Here is a 14,262-nt window from a genome sequence, read left to right as displayed (position 1 = left end):
TGTCACGGCCTGCATGCGCAAATATCTGACCAGACTCAATGCCATGAAGCGCGATAACGCCCCTTGGCGGGCCGGGCCTAAGGACGATGCTCAAGACAGTTGACTCCTACAAGACCACGTCGGGTTTACCGGTAACGCCCCAGCCGAGCATGGCTCGGCTCTACTTGTATTCCGCTATCCACACGGACTGTGTCCTGCTACCTACACAAGCTGTGGATAAGGCCGCGCAGCCCTTGCGCCACGGCCCTCTACAAAACATGGTGATATTTTGTCCACGAGCTGTGGGCAAGTAGATGTAGTGCCGAGCCATGCTCGGCAAGGGCCTTACCGGCGCCGGTTTGTGGGAGCGGCGTAAGCCGCGAAGCTGGCGGTGCTGGAACCACGAGCCTGCCCGCAATCTGAAGGATGATCTGCTTCGCGGCTTACGCCGCTCCCACAAAAAAACCGATCTCGCTCGCAGGCAACGCTCCAGCCGAGCATGGTTCGGCTCTACCTGTATTCCGCTATCCACACAGACTGTGTCCTGCTACTTAGACAAGCTGTGGATAAGGCCGCGCAGCCCTTGCGCTGCGGGCCTCTGCAGAACATGGTGATATTTTGTCCATCACTTGTGGACAGGTAGGGGTGAGCCTGTAGTGTGTTCTGCGTACCATGGCCGGGATCTCAACAAGGCTGTACCCCATGACGACGTTCCCGGAAGACATCTATACCGAACCCACCGCCGATACCAATACGCTGGCCAACCTCGGGCCGCTAGCGCCGATGGCCGGCATCTGGATCGGCGAGCGCGGCATGGACGTCAATCCCAAGGCCGATGGTCCCGAGCGCCAGGCCTATATCGAACACGTCGAACTGCAGCCGATCGATGCGCAGCCCAATGGCCCGCAGTTGTTCTACGGGCTGCGTTACCACACGCGCATCCACAAGCCCGGTGAAGTGGAAACCTTCCACGATCAGGTCGGCTATTGGTTGTGGGAGCCGGCAACCGGCACAGTGATTCAGACGCTGACCATCCCGCGCGGGCAGACCGCGATGGCAGTGGGCAAGGCGGCACCGGATGCGAAGCGCTTCCGCCTGCGCGCCGAGCGTGGCTCGATGACCAATGGCATCAGCTCGAACCCGTTTCTCGAACATGCGTTCCGTACCGAAAGCTACGAGATCGAAGTAACCATCAATGACGACGGCACGTGGTCGTACGAGCAGGAAACGATGCTGGTCATTCCGGACCGCAGCGAGCCCTTCGCGCATACCGACCGAAATACCCTGCGCCGGATCGGCGAACCAACACCCAACCCGACCGCACAGGGCGCCATGTAGTGCCGAGCCATGCTCGGCAGGGGGCTCTACCGATAAAACAGGCCACTTGTGGGAGCGGCGTCAGCCGTGAAGCTGGAATCGCTGGACTGGCTGCAGTTTGTTGGACCATCTGCTTCGCGGCTTACGCCGCTCCTACAAGGCCGCGTTGCGCTATCCACACAGGCTGTGTCCTGCTGCATAGACAAGCTGTGGATAAGGCCGCGCAGCCCCTGCGCTACGGACCTCTGCAAAACATGGTGATATTTTGTCCACGACCTGTGGATGACTCGAATGTAGTGCCGAGCCATGCTCGGCAGAGGCTCTACCGATACAGCAAAGGCACTTGTAGGAGCGGCGTAAGCCGCGAAGCTGACATCAATGAGTCAGTCGTCATGTCTGCCAGTCGGATGGACCATCTGCTTCGCGGCTTACACCGCTCCCACAAAACTGCCGGTAACGCCCCAGCCGAGCATGGCTCGGCTCTACCTGCATCCGGCTATCCACACAGGCTGTGTCCTGTGATGCCCACAAGTTGTGGATAAGCCTTTGCAGGCCTTGTGCTGCATGGCTTTTCGGGCACTGGTGATATTTTGACCAGAGGCCGCTAGGCCTGGTCAGGCGCCCGCCAACATCGCGACGTTACAATGGCCCACCTTTTTCCAGACTGGAGTTGTCCATGTCCCGCCAGATCATCAACACCGCCAATGCCCCGGCCGCCATCGGCCCGTACTCGCAGGCCGTGCGCGCCGGCAACACCGTGTATTTCTCCGGCCAGATTCCGCTGGACCCGGCGACCGGTGAAATCGTCGCTGGCGACGTCACCGCGCAGGCCCGTCGCGCCTTCGACAACCTCAAGGCCGTGGCCGAGGAAGCCGGTGGTTCGCTGGACAAGATGGTGCGCCTTGGCCTGTACCTGACCGACCTGGGTGAGTTCGCCAAGGTCAATGCGGTGATGCAGGAATACTTCCAGGCCCCGTTCCCGGCCCGTTCCACCATCGAAGTGTCGGGCCTGCCGAAGGGCGCCGCGTTCGAAGTCGACGCGATCATGATCATCGACTGATCTGCCACAGCGTCTATGTGTGATTGCAGATGCCCGGCCAACGCCGGGCATCTGCGTTTCAGCCAGGATGCTGGCGGGTTTCGCTGGGGGTGTGGCCGGTCCAGCGCTTGAACGCGCGGCGGAACTCGCGCGCGTCGTTGAAACCCAGTTGGTTGCCGACCGCGGCAATGCTCAGCTCCGGGTTCTGCAGCAGCTCCAGTGCCAGTTCTGCGCGCAACCGGTCATGCACCTCACTGAAACTGGTTTCCTCATCGGCCAGCTGCCGACGCAGGGTGCGCTCGCTGGAGTGCAGCGCCTGGGCCACATCGCTCATCTGCGGGTTGTCGCGCAGCCGCGTGCGCAGCAGGCGTTCCAGCACCGCGGTGGTCTCGCCGCGCATTGCCTGCGTGGCCAATTGCGCACGGCATAGCGACAAGGCCTGTTGCGATGTCACCGGGTTGTAGCTGGCAAAAGGCAGCTGCATCCAGTGCCGCTCGACCACGATGGCGTTGCGCGGCTGATTGAAGCAGGGTTCGCAGCGGAACACCGCGCGGTACGCATCCAGTGTGGCCGGGGCCGGGTAGCTCAGTTCCAGCCGCACCGGGCTGAAGGCATCGCCGGCCAGTTCACGCCCCAGCATCAGGATGCTGGAAAACATTTCCTCGCACAGGAAGGGCAGCAGGTCATGCGCCTGCTCCGGTGCGGTGGCGATGATGGACAGGGTCTCCGGCTTGCTGTCGTCCAGCACCAGGTCCATCAACGGGCCCAGGTTGCGCTGGTAATCCAGACCTATCTTCACCGCATCACCAAAGGTGCGCGCGGTCTTCATCGCAAGCCCGAGCAGGCCGAAATTGCCGCCGTTCTGGGCGCCGCCCATGGCCAGCCCGGCGGCATCGATGGGCAGCGTGGGCAGGGCGCGGCGGATCACCTCGTATGCCTGTCGATAGGAAATACGGGTACGCGGATCGTTGAGCTGCTCGCTGCTCAGATGCAGGCCGGCCAGCCAGTTTTCAGTGTCCACGCCCAGTTCGCTGCCCAGTAGCAGCAAGCCACTGAGCATGTTGGTTGGCACGTTGGCGATGGCCAAGCGATCACTGCCCGGATTCCTGCGATGCATTCAAGCCCCTCCAGCTTGTCCGCTTTGCCCCCCCAAGTATGCCGTTCTTGCCCTTCGCGTGAACACTGCCTGAAGGCCAGACTGCGCCCAACATCTGCCACCGTATGGGAGCGAGTCATGCAGCGCAGCATTACCTGGGCGGTTTCCGCCACCTTGGCCGTCATGGTCGTCGGCTGCCAGAAGCAGGCCGAGCAGGCACCAAGCGTGGCTGCGGCCGACGGGGCATTTGCGGCCACGCTGCAGGAGCGTCTGCTCGATGCCAAGCCCGGCGATGTGATCGATATCCCGGCCGGCCGCCACCAGTTCGAGCGCAGCCTGAGCCTGCGTGCCGACGGGGTGACCATCCGCGGGGCAGGGATGGACCAGACCGTGCTCAGCTTCAAGGGGCAGAAGGCCGGCGCCGAGGGGCTGCTGGTCAATGGCGACAACTTCACCATCGAGAACCTCACCATCGAGGATTCCAAGGGCGACGGGCTGAAGATCAGCGAGTCGGAGAACATCACCATCCGTGGCGTAAAGGTGCAGTGGACCGGCGGTCCCAGCACCAAGAATGGCGCCTATGGCATCTACCCGGTGCTGACCAGGAACGTGCTGATCGAGAACACCATTTCCATCGGCGCTTCCGATGCCGGTATCTATGTCGGCCAGTCCGACGGGGTGATCGTGCGCAATAGCCGTGCCGAGCAGAACGTGGCCGGCATCGAGGTCGAGAACACCCGCAACGCCGACGTCTACGACAACGTGGCCACCGGCAACACGGGCGGCATCCTGGTGTTCAACATGCCGGGCCTGTCGCAGCAGGGCGCCAATATCCGCGTGTTCAACAACAAGGTGATCGCCAACAACCACGAGAACTTCGGCGCCAAGGGCACTCCGGTGGCCAGCGTGCCAGCCGGCTCGGGCATCGTCATCAACTCCAACGATGACATCGAGGTGTTCGACAACGAGGTGCGCGACAACGCCACCACCAACATCATCGTTTCCAGCGTCTATTCCACCGGCTACAAGGACAGTAGCGCCTCGGCCAACTTCGATCCGTATCCGGAGCGCATCTACATCCACAACAACACCTTGTCCGGCGGTGGTGATTCGCCCGACGGGCTGGATCTGAAGGCGCTGAAGGTGGCGATGTATGGTTTGACCGGCAACTTCCCCGACGTGCTGTGGGATGGCTATTACAACAAGGAGCGGATGGTGGACGGGGTCAAGGTCGGTCCGCAGATCTGCCTGCGCAACATCAGCGGTGTGGTCAATGCCGATGGTCCTGGTGGTTACAAAAATCCAAGCAAGGATGCCAAACCGTTCGAGTGCGATCTGCCGCGCTTGCCGGCCATCGACTTGAAGCGTGGTTGAGGCCTGGGCATGCGCAATCTGATGGTGCGGGTGATTGTGTTGGTCAGCACCTTGCTGATGCTGGTTGCCTGCGGCAAACCAGCAGCCGTGCATTTCTTCGAGCAGGGCCAGCCGGCGACGCTGGATGAGTGGCATGTGCTGCGCATCCGCGATGGCAAGCTATCACTCAATGACGGCGTGGTGCCGTATGACCTGAACACGCCGCTGTTCAGCGATTACGCGCATAAGCTGCGCACGGTGTGGATGCCGAAGGGGCAGGCCGCAGGCTACCAGCCCGAGCACGCGTTCGACTTCCCGGTCGGCACCATTCTCAGCAAGACCTTCTACTACCCGCTGCCGGCGAGCGGTGCAGCCGATGGCAAGTCGGTGGCACGTACGCCACCATCGCAATCTTCATTGCACGAGGAGAGCCTGGACCTGTCCAAGGTTCACCTGATCGAAACCCGGTTGCTGGTCCACCGCAAGGAAGGCTGGGTTGCGCTGCCCTATGTGTGGAACCAGCAGCAGACCGAAGCGACCTTGCAGCGCACCGGCGCCAGTGTTGATCTGGAACTGGTCGCCGCTGATGGCTCGCGCGAAGCGTTTGCCTATCAGGTGCCGGACCAGAACCAGTGCGGTGGTTGCCATATCACCGACAACCGCTCGCGCAAGTTGGTGCCGATTGGCCCCAAGGCACGCAACCTCAACCGCGATTTTGACTACCTCAGCGGGCGCGACAACCAACTCGCGCATCTGGCCAAACTGGGCTATCTGAAAGACCTGCCAGCGTTGGCGCAGCTGCCACGCGCGGCCGACGCCACTGATCTGGCCGCGCCATTGGATGCGCGTGCGCGCGCCTATCTGGACGTGAACTGTGGTCACTGCCATAGCCGCACCGGCCCGGCCATCACCTCCGGCCTGTGGCTGGATGCGCCCACCCAGGATCATTTGAAACTGGGCATGTGCAAACAGCCCATCGCTGCTGGCAAGGGCACCGGTAATCGGCGCTACGACATCCAGCCGGGCGATGCCGATGCCTCGATCATCGCCTACCGCATGGACAGTGCTGACCCGGCGGTGATGATGCCGGAGGTCGGGCGGGCGGTGGTGCACAGCGAAGGCGTGACCTTGATCCGGGAATGGATCAACGCGCTGCAAAAAAACTGCGATACCGCTGGTGAAGGCCAGCCGGGCAACACGGGACCGCCGGCAGTCTGACGCCGGCTTTACACCTCACTGCGTGGGAGAGAGCGCGATGCGAGTGAAGCAACGGAATCTGGTAGTTGGGTTGCAGCGGGCCATGGCCGGGCTGATGGTGTTGGGGGCGAGTGCCCCGGCAATGGCGCAGTCGGCGACGGAGGATGCTGCCACCACGCTGGACCGCATCACCGTCACCGCGCAGAGCCGGCAGCAGGAAATACAGGACGTACCAATCGCACTGCAGGTGGTCGATCAGAACCTGCTCAATGACGTGGCTGCCGAGAATCTTGGTGACATCGACTCGCTGGTGCCGGGACTGGTGATCAGCGCGGTGCAGCCGACCCAGCCATCGTTCCGGCTGCGCGGGGTGGAGACCGACGACTTCGGCATCGGTACCGATCCGGCGGTAGGCATTTTCGTTGATGGCGTCTACGGTGGACGTGGCGGCGGCGTGCTCCTGCCCTTCGTCGATGTGGAACGTATCGAAGTGCTGAAGGGGCCGCAGGGTACCTTGTTCGGTCGCAATACCGCTGCCGGTGCGATCTCGCTGGTGACCCGGCGCCCGCAGGCCGAAACCGAAGCACGCGCCACCGTGCGTGTAGGCAACTACGGCAAGAAATACGCCGATGCGATGTGGAACATTCCGACCGGTGACAACTCGGCATTTCGCTTCAATGCACTGATCAACACCAGTGACGGTTGGTTCCAGGACGGTGCCACCGGCAAGGACCTGGGCGGCGAGAACGTCTGGGCCACCCGCGCGGCCTGGCAGAGCCGCTTCGGCGACAACACCACCGCCTACATCACCTGGGACCACGAAAGCCTGGACCAGAATGGCCGCGTCACTACCGGCATCGTGCCGCTGCCGGCTTACCCGCAACGGCCGCCGGTACCGGTGGACCCGGACGACTATCTGGACCCGCGCAAGATCAAGACCTACAGCGATGCCGACAATGCGGAATGGCGCACCTTCGACGGCGTCAGCCTGATCGTCGATCACGCGCTGTCCTGGGGCAATTTCACTTCCACCAGCTCCTGGCGCAAATACGACTCCACCAACCACACCGAGGAAGACGGCACCAACCGCTTCGACCTGTATGTGGACTCGAAGAACACCGAGAACAACGAGACCTTTTACCAGGAGTTCAAGTTCTCCGGCAGCAATGAGCGCTTCGACTGGGTGGCTGGTGCCAGTTACTTCAACGAGGACGCGCGCCAGACCAGCGAGGTCAACACCAATACCGAGGCGGTGGACAACATCATCCGCAACATGGGCGTGGCCTATCAGCTGGGCATTCCCGATGGCAGCCTGTTCAACTTCACCTCGATGCTGGCGCAGATGAACGGCATTCCGATTTCGCTGGTGGGCGAGAAATGGAACGAGCGCTTCAGCAACACGCTGGACACCACCTCGTACGCCGCCTTCGGTGATGTGATCTGGAAGGCCACCGATCGCCTCAACCTGACCTTCGGCCTGCGGTACACCCGCGACGAGAAGGACTTCACCTGGCTCAACACGCCGCGCAATGCGCCCGGCCTCGAAGCCAAGCTCGGCACGCTGGAGGCGCTGGGCTTCTTCCAGGCGCTGGCGAGCATGGGCATCCCGATCACCCGCGAGCTGCTGACTTTCGACATGGCCTTCATCGACCCGCCGGCCATGGTCAACAAGGGCAAGCAGGTACGCGACAAGAAGAGCTGGAGTGACTGGAGCCCGCGCTTCGTCGTCGATTACCACCTCAACGACGACACCATGGTGTTCGGCTCGCTGGCCAAGGGCTACAAGGCAGGTGGCTTCAATGCGCTGCAGATTGGTCCGGCGTTCGAGAACGAGGACGTGTGGAATCTGGAAGTCGGTCTGAAGCAGAGCTTCGATCGCTTCTCCTACAACGTCTCCGTCTTCCACTACCAGTACGACAACCGCCAGGCGATCCGGTTGATCGATCCGGACCCGAACAATCCGGTCGACATCCCGGTGTACGTGTTCGACACCAGCGATCTGCAAGCCACCGGTGTGGATTTCGACATGCGCTGGAAGGTTACCGACGGCCTCACCTTGGATGCTGCGGCCGAGTGGATAGATTCCAAATACAAAAATTACGTGACCCCGGAAGGCGTGGATCTTGACGGTGCACCAACCGGGGAACCGCGCTTCACCGCCTCGGCTGGCGCGGTCTACGTCGCTGACCTGGGTGGGAATGGTCAGCTGCGCTTCTCGCTGCGCCACGCCTACCGCGGCGCCCAGCGCTGCAACGCAGGTTCCGACCTGCAGGGTGATTGCGGCATCAGCAAGGTGCTCAACATCGGTGAATCGCAGCAGCGCACCGATGTGCGCGTCGGCTGGACTTCACCGCTGAAGCACTGGAACTGGGCGGTGTACGCCAACAACGTATTCGACAAGCAGTATGTCCGCGGCCTGAACACCTACGGCCGCGACCCGCTCGGCGTAGTCGGCGCAACCATCACCGACCCGCGCACCTATGGGCTCGAGATGACAGTGAAGTTCTAACGCTTGAAGCCCCTCTCCCTGCGGGAGAGGGGTTGGGGTGAGGGCAGTCCCGTAGAGCCGAGCCATGCTCAGCTGAGGCTCTCCCGGGAAGGCCCTTGCCGAGCATGGCTCGGCACTACGGTTTGCTTGAAGGCGCCAATCGACAACATCGTGGTAAATCAGCACTTGGGGAGTAGGAAACCCCGGCGTTCAACAACGCCGGGGTTTCTGTTTTCAGCGCATGACGGCATCCTTACGCAATGTCTGCACGCCGTGACCTCGCCACCCTCGATCTTTCCACCGAACCACTGAGCCGCCTGGCCGGGGTCGGGCCACGGGTGGCAGCCAAGCTGGAAGCGCGCGGCCTGACCACCTTGCAGGACCTGTGGCTGCACCTGCCGCTGCGCTACGAGGACCGCACCACGCTGTTGCCGATCCGCGCGTTGAAGGCCGGCATGGCCGCGCAGGTGGAGGGCAGGGTGGAGGCAGTGGAGCGTGGCTTCCGCTACCGGCCGGTGCTGCGGGTGGCGATCAGCGACGACTCCGGTGCCACCCTGGTGCTGCGTTTCTTCCATTTTCGCGCCGCACAGGTGTCGCAGTTCGCGGTCGGTCGGCGTCTGCGCGCCTACGGCACGCCACGCGCGGGCCAGAACGGGCTGGAGATCGTGCATCCGAGTTATCACGTGCTCGGCGACGGCGAAGATGCTGCGCTGGGCGCGGTATTGGACCCGGTGTACCCGGCAGTAGAGGGCATCGGCCCTGCCAGCCTGCGCAAGCTGATCGGGCAGGCACTGGATCGCCTGCCTGATGCGGCGACATTGGAGTTGTTGCCTCCGGCCTTGCTTGCCGGCATGGGCATGCCGTCATTGCGCGAAGCGATGCTGACCATGCACCGGCCGCCGGCCGACGCCGACATCGGCGCCCTGGGCGCGGGTACGCATCCGGCGCAGCGGCGCTTGGCGATGGAGGAGCTGCTGGCCCACCACCTCAGCCTGCGCCGTCAGCGAATCGCCCTGCAGCAGCACCGCGCGCCGTCACTGCGCGGCCGCGACGGCCTGGTCAAAGCACTGCGAGATTCCTTGCCGTTCAAACTGACCGGTGCGCAACAACGCGTATTCGACGAGATCCGCAAGGATCTGGCGCGCGCGCATCCGATGCTGCGGCTGGTGCAGGGCGACGTCGGCTCTGGCAAAACCGTTGTTGCCGCTCTGGCGGCGATGCTGGCGGTGGAACGAGGCAAACAAGTTGCGCTGGCCGCACCAACCGAGCTGTTGGCCGAGCAGCATCTGACCAATCTGCGCAGCTGGCTGGAACCGCTGGATGTGCGCGTGGCCTGGCTGGCCGGCAAAGTGACCGGCAAGGCCCGCGCCAAGGTGCTCGAGGACGTTGCCAGCGGCCATGCACAGGTGGTGGTGGGTACTCACGCCTTGATGCAGGACAGCGTGGTGTTCAACGACCTGGCGCTGGCCATTGTCGATGAGCAGCATCGCTTTGGTGTGCACCAGCGCCTTGCCCTGCGCGACAAGGGCGCAACTGCCGGCGTGGTGCCACATCAGCTGGTGATGACCGCCACCCCGATCCCACGCACCTTGGCGATGGCTGCGTATTCGGATCTGGATGTATCGGCCATCGACGAACTGCCACCGGGCCGCACGCCGGTGCAGACCATCGCCATCAGCGCCGAACGCCGCCCGGAATTGGTCGAGCGCATCCGCATCGCTTGCCAGCAGGGCAGGCAGGTGTACTGGGTCTGCACGCTGATCGAGGAAAGTGAAGAAGACGCCGGTCCCGGCAATGCACGCATGGATGCGCAGGCCGCGCAGACCACCTTCGAGACGCTGTCGGCGCAGCTGCCTGAGTTACGCATCGGCCTGGTGCACGGCCGGATGAAGGCCGCCGAGAAGCAGGCAGCGATGCGTGCCTTCAAGCAGGCCGAGACCGACCTGCTGGTCGCCACCACCGTGATTGAAGTCGGCGTCGATGTGCCCAATGCCTCATTGATGATCATCGAGAATGCCGAGCGTCTGGGTCTGGCCCAGCTGCATCAGTTGCGCGGCCGGGTTGGTCGCGGTGCTACCGCGTCCAGCTGTGTGCTGATGTACCAGGCGCCGCTGTCGGCGATGGCACGTGAGCGCTTGGAAACCATGCGGCTTACTTCCGATGGCTTTGTGATTGCCGAGAAGGACCTGGAACTGCGCGGTCCCGGCGAATTGCTGGGTACCCGCCAGACCGGCCTGGCGGCCTTCCGCGTGGCTGATCTGGCCCGTGATGCCGGCCTGCTGCCGACTGTGCACGATCTGGCCGAACGCCTGCTCAGCGATGCGCCGGAGCTGGCCGACCGCATCGTCAACCGCTGGATCGGCGGCGCAGTGCGCTACGCATCGGCCTGATTGCGTGCTTCCACTGTCATGGAGGCCGTGACAGACTCCATGGCCAACCAGAAGTGAAGCAGAAGATGAGCAAGAAGATACCGTTGCTGATTGATACTGATCCGGGCGTGGACGACGCGCTGGCACTGCTGATGGCCTTTGCCGACGAACGCCATGACGTGATCGGGTTGACGGTGGCAGCGGGCAATGTCGGCCTTGAATACACCGTACGCAATGCGCTGAAGCTGTGCGAAGTGGCTGGCCGCGAAGACGTGCCGGTATTTGCCGGTACCGCCGATCCGCTGGTGTACCCGGCTGAAGATGCCGCGCATGTGCATGGCCGCGACGGTTTTGGCGATGTCGATCTGCCGCTGACTGCACGCAAGGTGGAAGCCGAACACGCCGCATTGGCGATCCTGCGCCTATCGCACCAATATGCCGGCGAACTGCTGCTGGTAGCGCTCGGCCCGTTGACCAATATCGCGCTCGCCTTGAAGCTGGATCCCAGCCTGCCGCAACGCGTGAAGCGCTTTGTGGTGATGGGCGGTGCAATCACCGGCCACGGCAATATCACCCCGGCAGCCGAGTTCAACATCGCCTTCGATCCGGAGGCGGCGCACATCGTGTTCACCTCCTTCCCGTTCATCGAAGTCGCCGATTGGGAAGCCACCATCGCCCACGGCCTGATGCATCGCGATGTCGAGCAGTGGCTGGCAGCCGACACCGACAAGGCGCGCTTCTACGAGTTGATCTCGCGTCAGACCCGGCTGTGGTCGGAAGACAGCCGCGGTGAGCGTTGGTACGCCGCCGATGCACTGGCAATGGCCTGGGCATTGCAGCCGGAAGGCGGCACCGTGGTTGAACAGCGGCCGCTGTCGATCGAATTGACCGGCACCCGCAGCCGCGGCGCTACCATCGTGGATTGGAACCGCCAGACCGGTGCGGCGGACAATACGGCATTGCTGATCGGCTATGACCAGGCCCGCTTCGAGGCCCAGGTGCGCGGCGCGTTGCTCGGCCAGTAACTGCCCGGGGAAGTGGTTCAGCAGACACGACTTGCCTGGCGCGGCAGGTCGTGTCTATAATGGCGGTCTTGACCACCAGACAATACGGTGTGAGCCCCATGAAGGCCGATATCCATCCTGATTACCACAACGTCGTTTTCCACGACGTGACCTCTGATTTCAAGTTCCTGACCCGTTCGACCATGTCTTCCAAGGACACGGTCAAGTGGGAAGACGGCGAAGAATATCCGCTCGTCAAGGTTGAAATTTCCTCGGCTTCGCACCCGTTCTACACGGGCAAGCACAAGGTTATCGATACCAGCGGCCGCATCGACAAGTTCCAGAAGCGCTACGCGCGCTAATCGAACTGTTGTTGCTGCACAGACAACGGCCGCGCTCTGCGCGGCCGTTGTTTTGTCTTGCCTGTCGTACGGCTGAACCATTGCAGAATCGGGCGGTTGTGCCAGCGCGACGCTGTGTCGCGTGGAAACTCCGGTTATAAGACTTTTGTCTTCGCAAACTGCAAATGCTGCTGTGCGATAATCGTCGGAACCGCAGTGGAAAACTGCGGAATTCCTTCACGCGCCTGCCCGCACCCCTATACGTCAGGACAGGCGCCTTCCACTTGAGGAGCGCACACTGTGTCCGATCTTGATCAGGTCACGCTCAACGCCGGCGAAAAGTCGGTCGTTCTGCCTGTCGTCAAACCCGTACTGGGCAATAACTGTGTCGATATCTCGAAGCTGACCAAGGAAACCGGTCTCTTCACCTACGACTCGGGCTACACCGCCACTGCCAGCTGCAAGTCGGCCATCACCTATATCGATGGCGACAATGGCGTGCTGCTGTATCGCGGCTATCCGATCGAGCAGCTGGCTGCCAAGTCCAGCTTCGTCGAAGTGGCCTACCTGCTGATCAATGGCGATCGTCCGAGCGCCGACCAGCTGAAGGCTTTCGAAGCCGAACTGACCGCTGAAGCTGGCGTTGATGAATCCATCAACACCTTGATCGGCAGCTTCGCCAAGGACGCGCATCCGATGGCGATCCTGACTGCCTCGATCGCGCAGCTGTCGGCCAAGTACCACGCTTCCCTGGATCTGGACGACGCCGAGCAGCGCCGCCAGGCAGCGGTGCGTCTGATCGCCAAGGTTCCGACCCTGTCGGCACTGATCTACCGTCACGGCGCTGGCCTGCCGGCCAACAAGCCGGACACCTCACTGGACTACGTCAGCCGCTTCCTGAAGCAGACTTTCGAGTCGGCCGATGGTAAGTACGATCTGAACAAGGACGTGGTCAAGGCACTGGATCTGCTGTTCATCCTGCATGCCGATCACGAGCAGAACGCCTCGACCTCGACCGTGCGTCTGGTCGGTTCCACCGGCGCCAACCCGTATGCATCGGTCGCCGCTGGCGTCACCGCGCTGTGGGGTCCGGCACACGGCGGCGCCAACGAAGCCGTGCTGAAGATGCTGGAAGAGATCGGTTCGGCCGACAACGTCGAGTCCGCCGTGGTCAAGGCCAAGGACAAGACCTCGGGCTTCCGCCTGATGGGCTTCGGCCACCGCGTGTACAAGAACTTCGACCCGCGCGCCAAGGTGATCGGCGAGATGACCAAGCAGGTGCTGGGCCAGCTCGGCGTGCAGGATCCGTTGCTGGATGTTGCCATCAAGCTGGAACAGGCTGCGCTGCAGGACGAGTACTTCGTCGCCCGCAAGCTCTACCCGAACGTCGACTTCTACAGCGGCATCATCTACAAGGCGCTGAACATCCCGACCGAGATGTTCACGGTCATGTTCGCGCTGGGCCGCACCGCTGGTTGGGTGTCGCATTGGCTGGAGCAGCAGGTTGATCCGGAAATGAAGATCGGCCGTCCGCGCCAGGTCTACACCGGCCACGACGTGCGCGACTACAAGTAATGGCAACGGCGCAGCAATGCGCCGCTTCCATTGCGATGAAAACCCCGCTTCGGCGGGGTTTTTTTGTTGTTCGTACGCTAGTGCCAAGGTAAGCCAGATGCTTTTGTAGGAGCGGCGTAAGCCGCGAAGCCGCTGCAGTGACCGGAGCCAATCGGGGCTTTTCTACATTGATCTGCATTGCGTAGATGGCGTTTGGCTGCGACCAGATGCGTGATCGGCCTCACTGCTGATGGTCGCTTGGAAAGCCCCTGCCGAGCATGGCTCGGCACTACAGCACCCTCCCTTTGCCGCAGGCAAGGGGAGGGTTGGGGAGGGGGTGGCTCTTCTGCCTTCCACGCATTGCCAGCTTCGCGGCTTACGCCGCTCCCACAAGAGCAGATGGGTAGCCCGGTAGTGGGGGGGCGCGGGGCGGGGGCGGGCCGAGGGGGAGCCCGGCCCAGCGCTGCGGCAAACAGAGACAAGCGCGCATCGCACAACAGACAGACCGAAGGCCACCGACCGGCA

At 62.7% G+C, this 14,262-nt stretch carries 10 protein-coding genes; 9 read left to right on the top strand and 1 reads right to left on the bottom strand.

Annotation, left to right across the window (positions count from 1 at the left end):
* The first annotated feature begins 681 nt into the window (after positions 1 to 681).
* Positions 682 to 1,317, top strand: coding sequence for an FABP family protein (locus tag ACVOLR_RS18810; RefSeq protein WP_481537788.1), 636 nt, complete (start codon positions 682 to 684; stop codon positions 1,315 to 1,317).
* A gap of 655 nt (positions 1,318 to 1,972) precedes the next feature.
* Positions 1,973 to 2,356: a RidA family protein gene (locus ACVOLR_RS18805; RefSeq protein ID WP_057629049.1), complete on the top strand. Its 384-nt coding sequence runs from the start codon at positions 1,973 to 1,975 to the stop codon at positions 2,354 to 2,356.
* Between the two features lie 58 nt (positions 2,357 to 2,414).
* On the opposite strand, the gene ACVOLR_RS18800 is transcribed toward ACVOLR_RS18805, so the two are convergent.
* The gene (locus ACVOLR_RS18800) at positions 2,415 to 3,452 is read right to left on the bottom strand and encodes an AraC family transcriptional regulator (RefSeq protein ID WP_481537787.1); all 1,038 of its coding nucleotides are present in this window, start codon (positions 3,450 to 3,452) and stop codon (positions 2,415 to 2,417) included.
* A gap of 117 nt (positions 3,453 to 3,569) precedes the next feature.
* On the opposite strand from ACVOLR_RS18800, the gene ACVOLR_RS18795 reads away from it, so the two are divergent.
* The 7 genes from ACVOLR_RS18795 to ACVOLR_RS18765 all read left to right on the top strand — a co-directional run bounded on the left by ACVOLR_RS18795 (position 3,570) and on the right by ACVOLR_RS18765 (position 13,758).
* Complete coding sequence (locus tag ACVOLR_RS18795) at positions 3,570 to 4,805, top strand: parallel beta-helix domain-containing protein (RefSeq protein WP_481537786.1); 1,236 nt, start codon at positions 3,570 to 3,572, stop codon at positions 4,803 to 4,805.
* Positions 4,806 to 4,814: 9 nt separating this feature from the next.
* Positions 4,815 to 6,002: an SO2930 family diheme c-type cytochrome gene (locus ACVOLR_RS18790; RefSeq protein ID WP_481537785.1), complete on the top strand. Its 1,188-nt coding sequence runs from the start codon at positions 4,815 to 4,817 to the stop codon at positions 6,000 to 6,002.
* 82 nt (positions 6,003 to 6,084) lie between these two features.
* Positions 6,085 to 8,490, top strand: a complete 2,406-nt coding sequence (locus ACVOLR_RS18785) for a TonB-dependent receptor (protein ID WP_481537784.1) — start codon at positions 6,085 to 6,087, stop codon at positions 8,488 to 8,490.
* A gap of 239 nt (positions 8,491 to 8,729) precedes the next feature.
* Complete coding sequence (gene recG, locus ACVOLR_RS18780; RefSeq protein WP_481537783.1) at positions 8,730 to 10,859, top strand: ATP-dependent DNA helicase RecG; 2,130 nt, start codon at positions 8,730 to 8,732, stop codon at positions 10,857 to 10,859.
* Positions 10,860 to 10,924: 65 nt separating this feature from the next.
* On the top strand, positions 10,925 to 11,863 hold the full coding sequence (locus ACVOLR_RS18775; RefSeq protein WP_481537782.1) for a nucleoside hydrolase: 939 nt from the start codon (positions 10,925 to 10,927) through the stop codon (positions 11,861 to 11,863).
* A 98-nt stretch (positions 11,864 to 11,961) separates the two neighbouring features.
* Positions 11,962 to 12,204: a type B 50S ribosomal protein L31 gene (locus ACVOLR_RS18770; protein WP_057629116.1), complete on the top strand. Its 243-nt coding sequence runs from the start codon at positions 11,962 to 11,964 to the stop codon at positions 12,202 to 12,204.
* 279 nt (positions 12,205 to 12,483) lie between these two features.
* A complete protein-coding gene (locus ACVOLR_RS18765; protein WP_481537781.1) occupies positions 12,484 to 13,758 on the top strand; it encodes a citrate synthase in 1,275 nt (424 codons plus the stop codon).
* Positions 13,759 to 14,262: the final 504 nt, after the last annotated feature.

This window comes from Stenotrophomonas sp. STEN030, from assembly GCF_056759995.1.
This window is presented reverse-complemented; position numbering and strand designations above follow the sequence as displayed.